General features: G+C 49.7%; 17 protein-coding genes. 12 read left to right on the top strand and 5 right to left on the bottom strand.

Translation table 11 applies throughout. The features are described from left to right. Positions 1 to 32: 32 nt before the first annotated feature. Positions 33 to 839, top strand: coding sequence for an inositol monophosphatase family protein (locus SPIBUDDY_RS06250; protein ID WP_013606911.1), 807 nt, complete (start codon positions 33 to 35; stop codon positions 837 to 839). Here the strand turns inward: SPIBUDDY_RS06250 and SPIBUDDY_RS06245 are convergent. From SPIBUDDY_RS06245 to SPIBUDDY_RS06235, 3 genes are read right to left on the bottom strand one after another with little or no spacing between them, the layout of a single operon-like run. Further along, complete coding sequence (locus SPIBUDDY_RS06245) at positions 832 to 1,527, bottom strand: queuosine precursor transporter (protein ID WP_013606910.1); 696 nt, start codon at positions 1,525 to 1,527, stop codon at positions 832 to 834. The genes SPIBUDDY_RS06250 and SPIBUDDY_RS06245 overlap by 8 nt on opposite strands. 4 nt (positions 1,528 to 1,531) lie before the next feature. Further along, entirely contained in the window at positions 1,532 to 2,020 is a 489-nt protein-coding gene (locus SPIBUDDY_RS06240; RefSeq protein WP_081454621.1) for a nucleoside-triphosphatase, read from the bottom strand. Then, entirely contained in the window at positions 2,010 to 2,669 is a 660-nt protein-coding gene (locus tag SPIBUDDY_RS06235) for an ACT domain-containing protein (protein WP_013606908.1), read from the bottom strand. Before SPIBUDDY_RS06235 ends, SPIBUDDY_RS06240 begins: the two co-directional genes overlap by 11 nt. 235 nt (positions 2,670 to 2,904) lie before the next feature. Between SPIBUDDY_RS06235 and nrdR the strand changes: the two genes are divergently transcribed. Continuing rightward, on the top strand, positions 2,905 to 3,369 hold the full coding sequence (gene nrdR / locus SPIBUDDY_RS06230) for a transcriptional regulator NrdR (protein ID WP_013606907.1): 465 nt from the start codon (positions 2,905 to 2,907) through the stop codon (positions 3,367 to 3,369). Here nrdR and SPIBUDDY_RS06225 read toward each other — a convergent pair. After that, on the bottom strand, positions 3,366 to 4,517 hold the full coding sequence (locus tag SPIBUDDY_RS06225) for a deoxyguanosinetriphosphate triphosphohydrolase family protein (protein WP_013606906.1): 1,152 nt from the start codon (positions 4,515 to 4,517) through the stop codon (positions 3,366 to 3,368). The genes nrdR and SPIBUDDY_RS06225 overlap by 4 nt on opposite strands. Positions 4,518 to 4,582: 65 nt before the next feature. Here SPIBUDDY_RS06225 and SPIBUDDY_RS06220 point away from each other — a divergent pair, with 65 nt between their 5' ends. The 5 genes from SPIBUDDY_RS06220 to SPIBUDDY_RS06200 are packed head-to-tail and all read left to right on the top strand — an operon-like array spanning position 4,583 to position 10,190. After that, complete coding sequence (locus tag SPIBUDDY_RS06220; RefSeq protein ID WP_013606905.1) at positions 4,583 to 5,056, top strand: hypothetical protein; 474 nt, start codon at positions 4,583 to 4,585, stop codon at positions 5,054 to 5,056. A gap of 2 nt (positions 5,057 to 5,058) precedes the next feature. Continuing rightward, entirely contained in the window at positions 5,059 to 5,589 is a 531-nt protein-coding gene (locus SPIBUDDY_RS06215; RefSeq protein ID WP_013606904.1) for a shikimate kinase, read from the top strand. Between the two features lies 1 nt (position 5,590). Further along, complete coding sequence (aroC, locus tag SPIBUDDY_RS06210) at positions 5,591 to 6,640, top strand: chorismate synthase (protein ID WP_013606903.1); 1,050 nt, start codon at positions 5,591 to 5,593, stop codon at positions 6,638 to 6,640. Next, positions 6,640 to 8,301 carry a DNA repair helicase XPB gene (locus SPIBUDDY_RS06205; protein ID WP_013606902.1) on the top strand — a complete coding sequence of 554 codons (1,662 nt, stop codon included), beginning with the start codon at positions 6,640 to 6,642 and terminating at the stop codon, positions 8,299 to 8,301. Before aroC ends, SPIBUDDY_RS06205 begins: the two co-directional genes overlap by 1 nt. Beyond that, positions 8,289 to 10,190 carry a hypothetical protein gene (locus SPIBUDDY_RS06200; RefSeq protein ID WP_013606901.1) on the top strand — a complete coding sequence of 634 codons (1,902 nt, stop codon included), beginning with the start codon at positions 8,289 to 8,291 and terminating at the stop codon, positions 10,188 to 10,190. Before SPIBUDDY_RS06205 ends, SPIBUDDY_RS06200 begins: the two co-directional genes overlap by 13 nt. Before the next feature lies 1 nt (position 10,191). On the opposite strand, the gene SPIBUDDY_RS06195 is transcribed toward SPIBUDDY_RS06200, so the two are convergent. After that, the gene (locus SPIBUDDY_RS06195; RefSeq protein WP_013606900.1) at positions 10,192 to 11,676 is read right to left on the bottom strand and encodes a type I 3-dehydroquinate dehydratase; all 1,485 of its coding nucleotides are present in this window, start codon (positions 11,674 to 11,676) and stop codon (positions 10,192 to 10,194) included. 112 nt (positions 11,677 to 11,788) lie between these two features. On the opposite strand from SPIBUDDY_RS06195, the gene SPIBUDDY_RS06190 reads away from it, so the two are divergent. From SPIBUDDY_RS06190 to SPIBUDDY_RS06170, 5 genes are all read left to right on the top strand, one after another. After that, positions 11,789 to 13,735 carry an ABC-F family ATP-binding cassette domain-containing protein gene (locus SPIBUDDY_RS06190; RefSeq protein ID WP_013606899.1) on the top strand — a complete coding sequence of 649 codons (1,947 nt, stop codon included), beginning with the start codon at positions 11,789 to 11,791 and terminating at the stop codon, positions 13,733 to 13,735. Then, positions 13,728 to 14,312 (top strand): Maf family protein, encoded by a 585-nt coding sequence (locus SPIBUDDY_RS06185; protein ID WP_013606898.1) that lies wholly within the window; start codon positions 13,728 to 13,730, stop codon positions 14,310 to 14,312. Before SPIBUDDY_RS06190 ends, SPIBUDDY_RS06185 begins: the two co-directional genes overlap by 8 nt. A 192-nt stretch (positions 14,313 to 14,504) precedes the next feature. Then, positions 14,505 to 15,527, top strand: a complete 1,023-nt coding sequence (locus SPIBUDDY_RS06180) for a TRAP transporter substrate-binding protein (protein ID WP_013606897.1) — start codon at positions 14,505 to 14,507, stop codon at positions 15,525 to 15,527. Positions 15,528 to 15,602: 75 nt separating this feature from the next. Beyond that, complete coding sequence (locus SPIBUDDY_RS06175) at positions 15,603 to 16,271, top strand: TRAP transporter small permease (RefSeq protein ID WP_013606896.1); 669 nt, start codon at positions 15,603 to 15,605, stop codon at positions 16,269 to 16,271. Beyond that, entirely contained in the window at positions 16,271 to 17,689 is a 1,419-nt protein-coding gene (locus SPIBUDDY_RS06170) for a TRAP transporter large permease (RefSeq protein ID WP_013606895.1), read from the top strand. Before SPIBUDDY_RS06175 ends, SPIBUDDY_RS06170 begins: the two co-directional genes overlap by 1 nt. Positions 17,690 to 17,781: the final 92 nt, after the last annotated feature.

The following is a 17,781-nucleotide window of genomic DNA, read 5'->3' as shown; positions in this document are numbered from 1 at the left end:
CCCTATCATGAGCAAGAAGGTTATGCAAGACAATGGATAGAGTACTCGACCAAAAGGCATTGGATACACTCGCTGTGGCTGTACAGGATGCAGGCAGATACGCTAAAGAACAACAACAATGCATCCACCGTTCCTATAAAAGTGACGGGACAGTGATTACCGAAACCGATCTGGCAATTTCTCGAAAGATTTTGGGCGTGGTTTCCCAACTGTTTGAAAATGTAAATATCATCAGCGAAGAAACCCTCACCCCTTTCGATCCCGATGCTCCCTTTACATTCGTTCTCGATCCCATCGATGGGACGGACGTCTATTCGCAAGGATTGCCCTCCTGGGCGGTGGCTTTGGGAATTCTGGATAAGCAAAGGAACCCCGTAGGAGCCATGATCAGTGCTCCTCGCTGGGGCCTGGGAGAGGACGAGCTCTTCTTGCGCCTGGATCCGGGTAAGGAATTGTTGATTAATGGGAAACCCTTCTCCATCAGAACCAACAAGGATTTTCCCCACCAGATCACCATGGGGTCGAGTGGTCAACGGTTGATGGATTTCACGCATTTCGAGGGAAAGATCCGCATATTCGGTTCTTCAATTCTCCATATGCTCAGCCCGGTGCTCTATGACCATATCCAAGGCTGTGTGAACCAGAGTTGTTATGTCTGGGATATCACTGCAGCCCACGCCGCATTGCTCAGCGTGGGTATGGATATCGAGTATGTCGATGGGACGCCTTTTATATACGATGACGCGTTTTTACTGGAACGCAAACCTTTCTCCCCTTCCTTCTATGCAGGAACCAAAGATTGCATCCAGGCACTAAGAAAGGTGCTTCCCGCTAAATAGTAGGAGTAGGAAGCACTCCTTTATCATACCAATGCCTGGCCAGGTACATGAACGGGGTATCGAATACAGCCACCACCCATTTCAAAAGATAGGTGGAAATCATAATCTGAATTAATACACTGCTTGGATACACACCCCAGAAGGCAATCAGGGTGAAGAGCAGTGTATCGATGAATTGGCTGACAAAAGTGCTCAGATTGTTGCGAAGCCATAGGAAATTGCGACCCGGCTTTTTGCGCTTCCAGAAATCGAAAGCCCAGATGTCGTGCAGATTGCTCACCACATACGCGATGAGTGAACCGAGGGCGATACGCGGCATCAGACCAAAAATCTGTGCCAGCGAAGCCTGGGAAAGGTCCGAGGAAGCAGGCTCAAAAAAGAGTGCCACTTGCATGAGAATGGTCATCGTGAGCAAACTGAAAAAACCGATGGCCACCGCTTTTGCAGACTCTTTCTTCCCATAACACTCACTGAGGATGTCTGTTGCCAGAAATCCGGTGGCGTAGACGATGTTTCCCAGCGTAGCTTCCAAACCGAAGAGCATGACATTTTTGGTGACCTGGATGTTGGCGACGATGACACTGATGGGGACCCAGATATAGAGACCCAGCTTTCCCCATTTGCGGAATGCAATCATGATAAGGACGAAATTACACAACAACATCACAAACCAGTAAAGTTCATTCATTCTACTACTCTTCCTTCTCTACCTTCACAATCGATAGGTGGGAGGCGTCGATGGCAAAACACTTGAGAACAGCTTCGACATGCTCATCCCTGACCGAGGCAAGGATGTTGCATGACGTTTCATCAAGGGCTTTGCGAAACGAAGGGGCCAATCCACCTCCTTGCAGTTCCAGCTTCCCAATTTCATCAAAGACGATAAGCTCTGTTGTCGCCATCGATTGCTCGATCAGGGCATTGGCCCAAGCAAAAACATCAGAGCTGATACTGAATCGTCCTATACGTTCTGTTCCCAGGTTAATCTGCGAACTAAGGGCAAGCCTACTCTCCGTACTGGACAGGTCCTTGAGTCTATACCAAGTTTTTTCAGGATTTGCAAGAGCAATCACTCCACTGACTTTCAGACCGGCATGCTGTGCTTGCTCGATCAACTGCTTCAGGCGGGTAGTCTTTCCTCCATCACGGGCGGCAACCACGAATGTCAGCCTAGTTTGCACTCAAAAAGCCCTGCAGAACATCGAAGGCTTTCATCGAGTCCTCTCGCTTGATGACAAACGTAAGTTCATTCATGGTGGAGACTATTTCGATGACATTGATCTGTTCCCATGCAAGGTGACGGACCGCTTCATACACGATACCCGGAGTTTGGAGGAAATCACCGGTGAAAACAAGGGAAAGGGCCACCAGGTCATCCATCTTATTGAGCACTTCCTCATCCTTTGCAAGCTCATTGACCAGACTGCGATACTTCTCGCTTACGGCCAAGGAAACCTCATGACTGCCCAAGGTTATGTTCAAGAAATCACCCTTCTCGGTGGAAATCTGGCCATACAGGACGCCAAGCTTGCTGATGAAGCTGTCCCTGCGTACAAGGTTGAGGTCGAAAATATTGGTCTTCATGACAATGCCGTACTCGACATTACCCACGTTCTTTTTTTGGCTTCCCTTGCGCAATTCCTCAGCATAGCGTCGCAATGCCATTACAATGGCGCTGGATTTGACTTCCTTGCCGTATGCTTTCTGAACCTCGCCTTGAATCGAGGATGCGTAATTACTGAAGGAGAGAATTCCATTGATCAGCATCTCATGGATAAAAGGTGATCTATCCACAATCCGTTTTACACAACTACTCACTGAATCAGCCATAGAGCCTCCGTTATGTTATTATTATCACAAGTGGTAATAATTTACAACAAATTTACCTTGAATACTGAGGAATTTATACAGTGAAAACTATACATGCTACATTCACGAATATCCATATTTAGCGTAAATCTTCTCTTCTAGCAACCACAATGGTATCATTGTGACACCATTTGGTACTATTTAGTTGAGAACACCCCAGCCAGTGTGTATACTATCTGCTTGAGGAGGAACTTGCATGAGATGTCCCCACTGCTCACAGATGGATGACAAGGTCTTGGAATCAAGGCAAAATTCCAGCGGCTCAACAATCAGACGAAGAAGGGAATGCAATTCCTGCGGCTATCGATTTACCAGTTATGAACGCATCGAGGACAAGCCGCTTATGGTCATCAAGCGTGACGGCCGGCGAGAACCTTTTGATTTGAACAAACTCGGGAGGGGAATTCGATCCTGCACCGAGAAATTAAAAATCAGCGAGAACCAAATCGATACACTCTTGCAGAGCATTGAGGATGCCATCATGCTCAAGGTGGGAAGCAAACGTGAAATTGCCTCGTCCGATATCGGCGATGAGGCTTTGAAACAGTTGAGGGAAGTGGATTTGGTTGCGTATGTACGGTTTGCCGCTGTCTATAAGGCTTTCAACGACCTCGGCCAATTCATTGCGGAAATCCAAAAATTAGGAAAGGAACTCGGCTAACGTGCATCGAACCATTTGCCGGTGAGTGAATGTTCGATGCTGTCGTTTAAGTGTTCCGGTTTGAGAATCTCATTGGCGCAATCCAGGCAGAAGGTATCGCTCATTCCTCCGATGTAATCGAAAATCAAGCGATCAAGGTTGCCATCCTTTTGCAGATAGGCCTCCTTCATGTCCATGAGATGCTGATAAAAGCCCATGGCAAGCATATTCTTTTCCTGCACATAGAGCTCTTCCTTGAATCCATAGGATGAGACAAGGAATTCCAAATAGTCAAGAATGAGCGTGAACAAACGGGTGAAGTACCGCTCGTACCCCTCCAGCATAGGACTCTTGTAGATGCGCTCATAGTTGAAGGCAATCATTTTTTCAATAGAAGGAAACAGCTCGTCACTGAAACTGATGCCTTGCTCACCGCCGGAGTGTTCTATTACATCGACAACCAAGGTATCGATAATCTGTGCGTTGCGGTTTCCCAGCTTTTTCTCGACATCCGAAGGAAGCTCTTTCTTGGAAATAAGACCGAGGCGGCAAGCATCCTCAAAATCGCGGCCAAGGTATGCGATGGTATCGCACAGGCGCACTACAGCGGCTTCATAGGTTGCAGGCAACAACCCTTTGCGTTCGGTTACTGCATCCAAGTCCCTGATGGCGAAGGTGGGTTTGATGGACTGCACCAATCGCTCACCATTGTGACAGACAATCCCATCCCTGACCGCATAGGTAAGATTGAGGCCTTTGCCTTGATTGGAGAGAAAATCCACCACCCGAAGGCTGTTCAGCTCATGTTCGAACGGGCCGAACCCCGCCATTTGCATTTTTGAGGAAAGAATTTTTTCACCGGTATGGCCGAAAGGGGTGTGCCCGAGGTCATGGCCCATGCCGATCGCCCACGCCAGTTCAGAATCCAGGCCGAGGCCGCGGCAGATGGAGGAGGCAATCGAGGCCACATGCAGGCAATGCTCCATACGGGTGCAGATATGATCGTTGCTTGGGGCGAAAAATACTTGGGTCTTATGCTTCAGCCTTCGGAAGGCCGAGGAGTGGATGATGGCTGTGGTATCGCGGTAATAGGGGCCGCGTACATCTTCCTGCTTGTCGGTCTTTCGCTTTTTCAGCAACTGCTCGGAGATCTGATTCTGCAATTCCATTGTTATTCCCCAAATTGTTAGCCTATGGTATCATAGGAAAAGACTCTTTGGATAGCGGAGGTTCCATGGTTGAAATGTATGCTCTTCCCCTGGTTTGCCTGCTCTTGAACTTTCTTGCCTTCGCCGCCTGCCTGCGTTTCCTGTTTTCACGGCAAGGCTTGTATTGGATTGTCCCGCTACTTTTAACGCTTTTCATCCTTTGGCCCAATTCGCTGAACCTCTACCGGGTTGCCAGCAACCCTGCATCGGTAACGCTTCCCTACACCTATTTGGATTTGCAGCCACTGCTGCTCTCCCTCTTTTGGTATGCAATGATCGTAACGTTCCACTTCGCCCTGAAAAAGACCGTACGAATCAATCACTATGAGGAACAGGTTCGGAAGAATCTCTATGAAGCCCGCTATCAGATGGCAGTCGACACGCTGGTTCACCAGCAAAAGGAACGGCGCAGGAAACATTTCTACACCAAACAAGCAGCAACCGTTCCGTCGACCGGTGCCTATGAAGAACAGTGGATTGAACTGTTCGACCAGCACTAAGCATGAAGGACCACCTATTTTTCTGCGGCATCAAGCATAGCGGGAAGTCCACACTCGGAGCCTTCTATGCAAGGGCCAACAATCTTGCGTGGGTTGACTTGGATGACCTGATCCTGAAGGCCATTGCCCCCTGGACTTCAGTGCGCGCTTATTACAAACAAGAAGGACAAATGGCATTCCAGGCGCAGGAAGTTGCTGCCCTTGAGACGTACCTTTGCTCCCATCACGAGCGGACGGTCATCAGCCTCGGGGGAGGAGCCTCGGATAACGAGGCATTGCTGAGCCTGGCAAAAAGCCGGGGCAGACTCATCTACCTCATGGTTGAGGAGGGAGTGCTATTCAGAAGGATTATCTCAGGTGGGATTCCTCCTTTTTTGGATGAATCCGATCCAAAGGCATCATTTCATGCCCTGTATGCAAGAAGACATGCAATCTATGGAAACATCTGTGATGTTTTGGTACAATTACCAAATTATCCCGATATCCGCGATACGGCAAGCTTCCTTGTCGAAACACTCAAGAGTGAGGTATGAAATGGGCCATAACAGCTTTGGGAATGCATTTACCGTCACTACCTTCGGCGAGTCTCACGGCCCTGCCCTCGGTGTCATCATCGATGGGGTGGAAAGTGGTTTCAAGATTGACAGGGAAGCGTTGCAGGCTCAGATGAACCGCCGTCGTCCCGGTGGCAACCCTACAGGGACAAAACGCAACGAGATCGATGAGCTCTCCATACTCTCGGGGGTGTACGAGGGATACACGACCGGCACCCCGATCGCCATGATTCTGTATAGTACCAACCAGAAGTCGACCGATTACGACCATCTCAAGGATGTCTTCAGACCCGGTCATGCTGATTGGACCTTTTTCAAGAAATATGGGATACGTGATATTCGCGGTGGCGGCAGATCCAGCGGCAGAGAGACCAGTGCAAGAGTAGCAGCCGGTGCCCTTGCCATGCAACTGCTTGCCAAACGAGGAATTTCCATACAAGCAGGAACCGTGCAAGTCGGGTCTGTGAAAACCGAGAATCGAAATTGGGATGAAGCCGACAATGTCATGAGCTGCCCCGACCGAGTGGCTGCAAAACAGATGATTGCTTTAGTCGAGCAGGTCCGTAGTGAGAATGACAGCATCGGCGGTATTATCGAATGCAGGGTCAACGGCGTACCGATAGGTCTGGGAGAGCCGGTCTTCGGCAAGCTGCAGGCATTGCTCAGCCATGCAGTCATGAGCATCGGGGCGGTGAAAGGGATCCAATTCGGTTCAGGCTTCGCTTGTGCTTCCATGCGCGGCAGCGAGTGCAACGACCAGAGGACCCAAGAGGGGTTTCTCTCCAATCATGCCGGGGGAATCCTCGGTGGCATATCAAGCGGGCAGGAAATTGTTTTCCAGGCTGCCATCAAGCCCACTTCCTCGATTTCGCGACCCCAGCTGACAGTAAATACAAACAACGAGACGACTACCTTGGTGGTAGAGGGCAGGCATGACCCCTGTATATGTTCCCGGGCGGTGGTGGTAGTCGAATCCATGGTGGCTATTACATTGCTTGACCTCTATTACACCGCATTTGGAAAAAACTGATGCAAGACACTCCTCTGATTGTACAAAGTGACAAGACGTTGCTTCTGGACGTCCACCATAACCAAAGTGAGGCCTGCCGTGCCGATCTGGTCCGATTCTGTGAATTGGTCAAGAGTCCGGAGCATATGCATACCTATGCACTCTCCCCTATTTCGCTGTGGAATGCAGCCTCCTCAGGTTTTCCGGTAGCCTCGGTCATCGATTGCCTGAATCGCTGGTCACGCTTCCCGGTACCTGAAAGCATTCTTTTCTATGTCAATGACATGGCCTCCAGGTGGGGCAAGGTCCGCCTTACCGAATATGAGGATCCACGGTATTATCAGCTGTTCGTGGAAAGCAAGCGAATCAAAACAGAGTTGATGCAACGCAAAGCCCTGTCAAAGATTCTGGTGGTCAAGGACGAGCACTCCTTCTTGCTGGAAACTTATTCCCGCGGAGAGGTTAAGCTTCAGCTGATTAAAATCGGGTATCCAGTGGATGACCAGGTTGTGCTCCAGAAAGGTCCGCCGGTACCGATAGCGCTACGGTCCGAAACGCTGGGTGGAAAACCCTTTGCGGTACGACCCTACCAACAAATGGCGGGCGATGCCTTGCTGGGAGATCTTGGACCGGGCTGCGGTTTCGGCACCATCGTTCTTCCCTGTGGATCGGGAAAAACCGTAGTCGGCATGCATATCATGCAACGCCTTTGCACCCGGGTCCTGGTGGTTACCACCAATGTGGCTGCCGTACACCAGTGGATGCAGGAAATCTTGGACAAGACCACCCTGACCATCGACCAAGTTGGCGAGTATACCGGTGCGCGCAAGGAACCTAAGGAAATAACAGTCTGCACGTATCAGGTGCTCACCTACCGACCGGACAAAGAGGGCCCTTTTCCGCACTTGGAGTTGCTTACCAAAAGCCAATGGGGCCTGATAATCTACGATGAAGTGCATATGCTTCCCGCTCCGGTCTTCAAGATTACTGCAGAGTTGCAGGCTGTCTACCGTGTTGGATTGACTGCCACCCTGATCAGGGAGGATGGCAGAGAAGACGAGGTTTTCAGTTTGGTCGGTCCCAAACGCTTTGATGTGCCTTGGATTGAATTGCAGCAGCAGGGCTTCATAGCCGAAGCCTACTGCCATGAAATTCGTCTCGACCTACCCCAAGAGCTGGAGATTCCGTATGCACTGGCAAATAAGCGGGAGAAATACCGCATGGCCAGCGAAAATCCCTTGAAGCTTGAAGTGGTAAAGGATCTGGTCAGTCGGCATCCGGACGATTTCATCCTGATCATCGGCCAGTACCTGGACCAGCTTGCGATGATCGCCGATGCGTTTGGATTACCCATCATCACCGGCAGCACCCCGAATGCAAAGCGGGAGGAACTCTATCGAGCCTTCAGGGACGGCGATTGCAGGATTCTGGTCGTCAGCAAGGTTGCCAACTTTGCCATAGACCTTCCTGATGCATCGGTTGCCATCCAGGTTTCCGGCACGTTCGGCAGCCGAAGTGAGGAAGCCCAGCGACTGGGGAGAATTCTCAGGCCGAAAAACCGTTCCAGTTTCTTTTATTCGGTAGTGACCCGTTACTCCAACGAAGAGGAATTTGCGGCAAACCGACAAAAATTCCTTGCCGAACAAGGCTACTCGTATGAGATAGAGGTATGGAAGAATTGACTGAACATGCACAACAGCAATTTTCGGCCTTACTGGGCCGGTACAGTGAAGACTCGTATTTCTACTTGGCTCGCAATTATTTGGGAATAGTAAGTACACCGTTCCACAAGCCTCAGCTGACAGCCAAACTCTGCCAGTTCTTCAGCCTTAAGGCGCATCAAGAGAAGATGCTCGAATTGCTCGATGAACTGGACTTGGTCATACTCAGCCTGCTTTCTGTCACCGGGCCCCTTGCCTCGGAAGTGGTCATGGATCTGCTCAAAGGCTCCTATAGTTATGGAACGATTCTCAGGCGGGTGGCAAACCTGCAGGAACGATTGATTTTGCTCACCGATGAGGGAAAGCTTGTTTTCAATCCCCTCCTTGAAGCAGAATTATCCAAACGTTGCAGCCTGAGGCCGTTATTTGGCAGCAATGAGATACTGAATGCAAATACGCCTTACTGTAGTCCGGAGTTTCTGAGAGCCTATTTCTCACTCATAGCAAAAGAAGGGAAGATTGCGTTCCGTGAAGAGTACACCCGATTGTTCCCAAGTTTTGAAGCAGGACGTCTTGAACAGCTGTTCAACGCACTTGCCCACGTACTTTCACAACTGCTCATCATCACCGTCGACAAAAAAGTCACCATCGATTACACCAAGGCCCAGCAATTGCTGCAGTTGGATGATCATCAGCTTATATGCTTGCTGCTTGCCCTCCAATCGAGTTCCTTGAAGAAAGAGCATGCCCTTGCCTTCTGTTCGGACCTGCTGTCGTACCTTGAGGCATTGGCACAGGTCGATACACAATCCCTGAAACTTCTGATCCGCTCCCTTTCAATCAAGCATGGCATACCCTATGACGCAGAAATGCCGACCCATCTTTCCACTTGGGGTGTGATTACCCTGGACGGAGTCTGGAAGGTTGCCGATATTGAAGCGGCTCAACCTCCCAATCCACTGTTGATCGACAGCGACCAGACAATAAGCTACCTAGGAAGCCGAAACGCAAACGATATTCTCTACCGCTTCTGTTTCATCGAGGTACTCGACCGCCAGAAACGGTATCATCTGACCAAGGAGAGTTTTCTTTGTGCCCTGGATTCGGGACTTACCTTTACAGACATCGAGCAGTACCTGAAAGAGAACAGCAGTGCTGCAATGCATACCTTGCTGCTCAAGCAATTACGCATGGTGCATGAACGCTATCAAGCCATCAGCATCTATGATGGTCTTGTCCTGTGCTGTGATGAAAGAACGGCATATGTCGTACAGAATCTTCCCGCCCTTGCTGAGCATCGGTACCGAAACCTCAGTCCGACCATTTTTCTCATGCGCCGTGATACTGAAGAGAATTGGCGCCAAATACTTTCCGCTGCAGGACTGTTGGCAGGTTCCACCAAGTCGTATGAAAAAATTGAAGTGCTCAAGCGCCAGAACTCCCTCTCCCTCACTCTTTTGCTTGATGGCGCAACCCGATGCCACCCTTCGGCTACGGCCAAGGTGCAGAGTGAACTGCATGCAGTACACAGCGATGATGAGCTAAGGCAGGCAATTGAGAATGCGCCGTTCACCGGTGCCCAGAAACAAGATTTGTTACACCGTTTTCAAGCCAAAATGATTCTCTCACCCAGCCAGATAGTTGCCCAGGTTATCAATACGGTGATCGAAGCCGGAGGCTTTGACTACCAAGGCAAGGTAAGTCTGGCCCGTCAGGCTGTCGGACGCAAGGATGTAGCTCTGCAATTGCAGCTCACCGACCAAGAGTTGGTTGTCCAAGCGCTCGAGGTAGCCTATACGGTCCAACGGGAAGCGCTCCTTAAGGTTGCGGTCATGCCCACGATGGAAGTGAAGATTCTGCCTATCAGCAAAATCTTCCTTATCCGCTTCGTGCGCTTTCATGTCTCCTGAATCAGATGTCTGCTTGAATCCAATGGGGGTAGTGGTAGCCGGTGAAGGCTTCGAACTGAAGCTTGCCCTGCTCCATCAACATCTGTGAGCCTCCGATGATGGTACACCCCGCTTCCATAGCCCGCTTGAGAAAAAGAGTCTCCTTGGGGTTGTATACCAACTCATAGGCAATTTCCTTCCCTGTGAAGTTGAAACTGGGAATGCATTCCTCATTGCCGAGGTTGCCCATGCCCACACTGGTTGTCTGCACAACCAACTCACAGTTGCCATTGTACAAGTGAGCATTCTCCAGTGTATCGAACGTGCTCATCGTTTCAGAGGCAAGCGTTCTGGCATGCTCCATGCTGCGATTGAGAATCGTAACCTTCACCCCGTGGTTGTGCAGTGCCCAGACTACGGCCCTTGCAGCCCCCCCGGCCCCGACGACCAGGGCGTTCTTGATTTCACCTTTGCCGAGTTGCTCGGAGATCGGGGCCAAGAAACCATAGTAATCGGTATTTGTACCCTTCCACATGTTCTGGATGCGAACAACGGTATTGCACGATCCGATTTGCTTCACTTCGCGGGTAATCCTGCCTAGGTACGGCTGGACGCTGCGCTTATGCGGAACGGTCACGGAGAAACCGTGAATCTGCAACATTTCGGCCAGCTTGAAGAAGGCACGCACCGAATCGACAAGGAAAGGTACATAGACAGCGTTGTACCGTATGGCCTCAAATCCTGGATTATGGATTTTTGGGCTTGCTGTATGATAGACGGGATTGCCTATGATGCCGAAAATGTGGGTTTTCTCATCCAGCTTGTCTGCACGATACAGTGTGCTCATAGTCTGGGCGCTCAGGTGGCCGGGGGCCGCCTGGCTGTCGGAGCAGAAGCTGAGAAAAGAGCCGCACTTCTTGTACAGTATGCGGGTGCAAATGCCATATTCACCCATTCCGATGACAATTTTCTCTTTGAGATTTGCAAGTTCCTGCTCAACCCTGAACAGCGTAATGACATCCATCATGCTTTTGGGAGTGACCGCCACCTTGGGAATGTCCCCTTTTGCGGCGAGCTTGCTGATGCGCCCAAAGATGTCGGCGGGAACGCACTCAAAGTTATGGTAGGAGCGGATGATTTTTATGTGCCGTTGTTTCAGGCTTTGCTCCAAGTCTACTTTCTGCTCGAACAGGGGATCCTTGAACTTCAAGTCTGTTTTCTTAACATCGTCTTCGATATCGACATAGGCGAAATCACCCTTTGCAGCTTCATACAGCAGTTGCAACCGCTGTTTTTCGCTCAAGGTACAGGATCCACCATCACTGCTGCGCCGCAAGGTAAGAATTACCGGCACATCGACGGTGGAAGGAAAGGAGGAGGCAATCTTCTGTTCATCCGGATGCAAATAGTCGAGTCGAAGCTCTGCAAGGGAGATCCATTTGCGGTTGCGTTCAACTAAAGCCCGGTTCTCCTCCAAGGTCGAGCCGGTAAGTGTAAGGCAAAGCACTGAAGACCTCCTGACTTGGGGTGGATTGTCACCGAATACACGCTTGTGTTAAGGTAATCATAACGTCATTTAACGGGCTTTTCAACTCCCGTTTGGAGAAAGGGGAACGAGTGTGGCAACCTTGCAGGTTCAACGGGTCCAATTAGCTTTTGCCGATAGGGATATTTTGTCGGAGATCTCCTTTACGTTGTCGGAAAAAAGCCGCAGTGCACTTGCCGGGGGCAATGGAAGCGGCAAGTCGACCCTGCTGAAGGTCATCAGCGGCCACATGAGTGCCGACGATTATGCATTCTCTGCTACTAAAGGGATGAGAATCAGCTACCTGCCGCAAAGCGACATCGTATTTGAGGACGGGACTGTCTATCAGGAAGTCGAGAAAGCCTATGCTCGGTTTGATGAAATGCTGGAAGAGCTGCATGTTCTGGAAACAAAGCTTGCATCCGTCAAAGAGGAAGCGAAAACCGAAACGCTTTTGCTTCGCCTGCATGAAATCCAGGAAGCATTGCTCAATGACGGGTACTACAGTAGGAAGGAACTCATCCAGCAAGTCCTGTTCGGCCTGGGGTTCTCAGCTCTGGATATGGATCGCCCGACCCGGGAGTTTTCCGGCGGATGGCAGATGCGTGTCGCCCTGGCAAAAATTCTGGTGGAAAATCCTACCATCATGTTGTTGGACGAACCGACCAACTATTTGGATATCGAAGCTCGTTACTGGTTGAAGAACTATCTGAAGGTTTTCGACGGCGGGGTGATGATAGTCAGCCACGACCAAGGATTTCTTGACGATACGGTCAATGAAGTGTATGAACTCTTCCAAGGCAAACTGCATCGCTATAGCGGCAACTACACCCAATATGTGAAACAAAGAGAGTTGGAAATCGCACAATTGGAAGCTGCGTTCAAGCTGCAGCAGGAGCAATTGGAGAAAACTGAGCAGTTCATCGAGAAGTTTCGGTATAAGGCCACCAAGAGCAAGCAAGTGCAAAGTCGCATAAAAATGCTTGAGAAACTCGATATGGTGGAAGTGCCATCCCATCTGAAACAGCTTTCCTTCAGCTTCCCCCCTGCCCCGCACAGCGGAAACGATGTACTTATTATTGAAAATCTTGTAAAGCGCTACCCCACCCTCGAAATTTTTTCGGACTTCTCGCTGTTGGTGAACAAAGGTGAGCGTTTGGCGGTGACGGGAAAGAATGGAGCAGGTAAATCCACACTGCTGCGAATCATAAGCGGTCAGGATGCAGAATTCAGCGGAACGGTTCGACTGGGCAGCAATGTCAGCGTAGGCTATTTTGCCCAGGATACGGAAAAGACCCTTACGCCCACAAATACCGTGCTCGAGGAAATCGCCAGCATTGCATCGACAGCGGACCTCCCCAAGCTGCGCAATTACCTCGGTTCGTTTCTGTTTGGCGGCGATGATGTATTCAAATCCGTTTCGGTACTCAGTGGCGGGGAGCGAAGCAGACTCGCCCTGCTCAAGATACTGATGCATCCGGTGAATCTGCTGGTGCTTGACGAACCTACCAACCATCTGGACATCAACGCAAAAGAGATGCTTCTCAAAGCTCTCAAGCAATACGATGGTACGATGATTTTTGTCAGCCACGATTCTTACTTCATCGAACATATCGCCACAAAAATTCTCTATCTGACTGAAGATAATCCTCCCGAGCTGTTCGATGGGGACTATGAGTACTTCATCTACAAGCTTGAACAGAAGGAAAAGGTTGAGGACCGCAAAAAAAAGGTGCCAACGAGTACCGTAGAACCGGCTGCAAAATCCGCTCTCTCCTACAAGGAAGCAAACCGAAAGAAGAATCGGCTTAGTACGTTGCGCAGGCAGTGCGATGAGCTCTTGAAAGCCCACGAATTGCTCTTGGAGAAAATCGAGCAGACTGAACAACTGATGGCGCTTGCGGAGAACTATAGCAATGCCGAAAAGATTACCGCCCTGGTCCAGAAAAAAGAGAACCTACATTTGGCTATGGAACAGGAAGAAGAGTCTTGGCTTTCGCTGACGATGGAAATAGAAGCATTGGAGGACGAACTTGCCTGAGTTGGCGTACCTGTTACCCAAGGTTATCCTTGCAAGCCAGTCGGTGGCACGCAGGGCTTTGCTGGAAGAGCTGGGAATTGAGGTGGTACCATACCCCACAAACAGCGATGAGACACATAGCTTGAACAATCCGGCAGAAGTGGTGGCCATGCTTGCCCTGCGCAAGCTGCAAGCCTACCAAAACGAGCACCCAGCCTATAGTCTGCCGGTTCTCTGCTGCGATACGCTCATTTTTTTTGAAGGCAAGCTCATCGGAAAACCTGAAAATCGAGCAGAAGCGAAAAGCCAGCTGCTCGCATTCAATGCAAAAGCACAAGAAGTACATTCCGGATGGGCTCTTTGGTATAACCAATCCATACTTACAGGAACTGATCGGGCAATGGTATATTTCAAGCATCTGGATGATCAAACAATAGAAAATTACCTTGATACCTTGGAGTACATGGGGGCTGCCGGTTCCTATCGGATCCAAGGAAAGGGACAGAGCCTGGTCGACCACATTGAAGGAGACAAAGGGACTGTTATCGGTCTGCCGGTCAGGCAACTATCGCATATGCTTGCAGATTCCTGTAAGTAATACAGCAGTTCCCATTCTACAGATTTGTTGCAATATTTCACTGCAATTCCGCCAGTGCAACAATATATCGGTTTTTTTCAAAATTATGTCGCTTTTGTCCTTCTATGTAGATGCATTTTTGTTGCAGTTCGCTTCGGCTAAATCTATTATGTATTTGAATGTATATTCAATATCACACATGGAGGATTTGGTATGAGAAAGCGACTTAGTGTTCTGTTTGTACTTTTGTTCGTTGCTTCAGTGCTTGTGTTCGCCCAAGCGGCCCCTGAAGCTGCTGCAGTCAAGCCGGTAGTCCTTAAACTATCAGAAGTCCACGCCGAAGGATATCCGACATCCCTCGCCGACCATGAATTCGCCCGCTTGGTGGAAGAGAAGACCCAAGGAAGGGTCAAGATTGAAGTCTATACCGGCGGAACGCTCTACGGACAGGAGACGGCTTCCATCGAAGCCCTGCAGATTGGTGATCTCGCCTTTGCCCGTGTTTCAGCTTCACCGGTTGCCAGCTATGTACCGGCACTCAATGCCATACAGATGCCGTATCTGTACAACAACGGGGCTCATATGTGGGCTGTTCTCAATGGGGAAGTCGGACAAAAGATGCTCAGTGACATCGAGGCTTCCAAGTCTGGTTTGATCGGCCTTTGCTACTACGATGCAGGCTCCCGCTCATTCTACCTGACCAAGCCGGTAAATCGAGTGGCTGACATGAAAGGATTGAAGATCCGCATGCAGAACAATCAGATGATGGTTCGCATGGTTGAATTGCTCGGTGCCACCGGTGTGACCGGCATTGGACCGAACGATGTATACTCTGCCATCACCCAAGGCGTCATCGATGGCGCAGAGAACAACTGGCCGACCTACCAGAACATGGGCGACTACGAAGCGGCCAAGTACTACATTCTTGACCAGCATACCCGTGTTCCAGAAATTCTGCTTGGCTCGGTAGAAGCGTTGAAAAAGGTCAGCAAGGAAGACTTGGCGATCATCAAGCAAGTTGCTAAAGAGACCCAGGAATTTGAGATTTCCGAATGGGCCAAGAAAGAGGCTTCCTCGGAGCAGATTGTCCGCGCTGCCGGTACTACGGTCATTTCCCTCTCACCCGAGGCTTTTGCTGAATTCCAGAGCAAAATGGCTCCGCTGTACCAAGAGTTTGGCTCTGCGTACACTGATACCATCAATAAGATCAAGGAAATCGGCAAGCAGTTCAAGTAAGCCTTGTCTGTTTCACAACCATGGGGGGACGAAATGTCCCCCCAATGCAATACCCCACAGCGTGAGGGCTTGTCCATGAGAGAAACTAAATCACCTTACTCATCAAAGGTTCGTTCCTATCTGGTCTCGAACCATTTGATTGTTGATGTTGCGGACCATAAAGGGCTGCATTTGATTCCTGAACTGCTACGAACCCTCAATCACTGGACCCATAAGCTAATTCTGTATATTGCCCAAGTCGCACTGGCATTGATGGTGGTACTGGTAATACTTACTGTTGTCCTGCGGTATGTGTTCAATACAGGCATCGGCTGGGCGGAGGAAGTTCCCCGATTGCTCGTCACGCTGTTCGCCTTCCTCGCGTGTGCCATCGGAGTACGCGACCATATGCATATTTCTGTAAATATCCTATACAACTCCTGCAAAGAAGGCTCCTGGGTACGGAAAGCCCTAGTGATTTTCACCGATGTCTGCATTCTCCTTTGTGGCTTGTTCCTGCTTGTCTATGGATGGCAGTATACAAAACGTTTGATGAGTCTGCCTGGAACCCTTCCGATGACTGGTTGGCCTACATTCATCCAATATATTCCCGCTCCGCTTGCCGGGTTTGTCATGACCTTCGACTCATTGCTGTTTTTGACAGGAATCCTAGATCGGGAAGAACTTTTGTATTCCGAGAAAGAAGTGGACTACACGAAAATTGTAAAACAGCAACATGAAAATGTTTCGGAAGGAAGGTCGTGATGGATGCAACACTACTTTCAACCATTGTTTTACTGGGTGGTTTTTTTGTACTGATGTTTGTAAAAGTCCCGGTAACATTCGCCTTGCTTATCTCCACCTTGTGCTCTGCTTTCATCAGCGGGACCAATTTCACCGTCATGGTCCGGATGATGATTGATGGAGTGAACAACTTTACCTTGCTTGCAATCCCCTTTTTCATTCTGATGGGTGAAATCATGTCGGCCGGCAAGGTGTCGGACAAAATCATCGATTTGGCAAATCTCGTGGTCGGCCGCTTCAAGGGCGGACTGGCGTATGTGAACTGCGTCGACTCGATGTTCTTCGGAGGTATCAGTGGATCGGCGGTCGCCGACGTCTCCTCCTTAGGGTCTGTGGTAGTTCCCTTGATGGTAAAACAGGGGTACAGCCCCGAGTTCTCCGTCGGCCTTACTGTCGTCACGTCCTGTCAAGGAGTACTCATACCGCCAAGCCATAACATGGTCATTTATGCCCTTGCTGCCGGGGGAGGTATCTCGATTGCCCGTATGTTCATCGGTGGTGCCATTCCCGGAATATTCCTTGGGCTGAGTCTCTTGCTCTATTGCTTCCTGTTTCGCAACCACTATCGCTTTCCCGAGGGGATGCGAATCGGTAAAGGTGATAGTGTACGCTGGCTCAAATTCAGTAATACAATGGACAAAAAATGGAGGTACACCAAGAAAGCCGAAACGTTCTTGATCATTTCAACTCCACTTTTTACGCTGGAAATGGGCAAATGCATCCAGATTCTGCTTAATGCAATCCTGCCGATGATGACCATTGTCATTATCATGGGCGGAGTTGCCACCGGAGTTTTCACCGCAACCGAAAGTGCAGCCATTGCATGCCTTTATACATTCATTCTTACCTATTTCATCTTCAGAACCGCAAGGCTTCGTGATTTCGGGCACATCCTGAAGAACACCCTCAAGACGCTGGCAATTGTATTGACGTTGATTGCAACGGCGAAAGCGTTCAGCTATATGATGACCGACCTGAGGATCCCCGATCTTATCACCCGTACGTTGGTCTCCATTACTGACAATAAATATGTATTGCTGCTGATCATCAACGTGTTGCTGCTCGTCCTTGGTTGCTTCATGGACATGGCTCCCTTGATTATGATTATGACTCCGATTCTCCTGCCGATTGTCACCAATGAGGTAATCGGGATGAACCCGATCCATTTCGGCATCATGCTCATCTTCAACTTAGCAGTCGGCTTATGCACTCCGCCGGTAGGCAGCGCCCTCTTTGTCGGCTGTGCGGTCGGGAAAACCAGTATTGAGAAAACCAGCAAAGCCATGTTGGGTATGTTTGTAGTGATGCTTGCCTGTCTGATGATTATTACCTATATTCCAGCATTTTCACTCTTTTTACCCTCCATATTGGGTATCTGATGCGTTTCATACTTGCCATACTTTTTAATTTCTGAAATACTTAGCGGTACCGGTCTGTGTATACAGAGCGGAATCTCCGCCCCTAGGGGTGA

Source organism: Sphaerochaeta globosa str. Buddy, assembly GCF_000190435.1.
Taxonomy (GTDB): domain Bacteria; phylum Spirochaetota; class Spirochaetia; order Sphaerochaetales; family Sphaerochaetaceae; genus Sphaerochaeta; species Sphaerochaeta globosa.
This window is presented reverse-complemented; position numbering and strand designations above follow the sequence as displayed.

Bases quoted from the DNA above. Each gene is read 5' to 3' on its own strand.
- SPIBUDDY_RS06250 (WP_013606911.1), top strand. From the start codon at position 33: ATGGATAGAGTACTCGACCAAAAGGCATTGGATACACTCGCTGTGGCT.
- SPIBUDDY_RS06245 (WP_013606910.1), bottom strand. From the start codon at position 1,527: ATGAATGAACTTTACTGGTTTGTGATGTTGTTGTGTAATTTCGTCCTT.
- SPIBUDDY_RS06235 (WP_013606908.1), bottom strand. From the start codon at position 2,669: ATGGCTGATTCAGTGAGTAGTTGTGTAAAACGGATTGTGGATAGATCA.
- nrdR (WP_013606907.1), top strand. From the start codon at position 2,905: ATGAGATGTCCCCACTGCTCACAGATGGATGACAAGGTCTTGGAATCA.
- SPIBUDDY_RS06225 (WP_013606906.1), bottom strand. From the start codon at position 4,517: ATGGAATTGCAGAATCAGATCTCCGAGCAGTTGCTGAAAAAGCGAAAG.
- SPIBUDDY_RS06220 (WP_013606905.1), top strand. From the start codon at position 4,583: ATGGTTGAAATGTATGCTCTTCCCCTGGTTTGCCTGCTCTTGAACTTT.
- SPIBUDDY_RS06215 (WP_013606904.1), top strand. From the start codon at position 5,059: ATGAAGGACCACCTATTTTTCTGCGGCATCAAGCATAGCGGGAAGTCC.
- aroC (WP_013606903.1), top strand. From the start codon at position 5,591: ATGGGCCATAACAGCTTTGGGAATGCATTTACCGTCACTACCTTCGGC.
- SPIBUDDY_RS06205 (WP_013606902.1), top strand. From the start codon at position 6,640: ATGCAAGACACTCCTCTGATTGTACAAAGTGACAAGACGTTGCTTCTG.
- SPIBUDDY_RS06200 (WP_013606901.1), top strand. From the start codon at position 8,289: ATGGAAGAATTGACTGAACATGCACAACAGCAATTTTCGGCCTTACTG.
- SPIBUDDY_RS06180 (WP_013606897.1), top strand. From the start codon at position 14,505: ATGAGAAAGCGACTTAGTGTTCTGTTTGTACTTTTGTTCGTTGCTTCA.
- SPIBUDDY_RS06175 (WP_013606896.1), top strand. From the start codon at position 15,603: ATGAGAGAAACTAAATCACCTTACTCATCAAAGGTTCGTTCCTATCTG.
- SPIBUDDY_RS06170 (WP_013606895.1), top strand. From the start codon at position 16,271: ATGGATGCAACACTACTTTCAACCATTGTTTTACTGGGTGGTTTTTTT.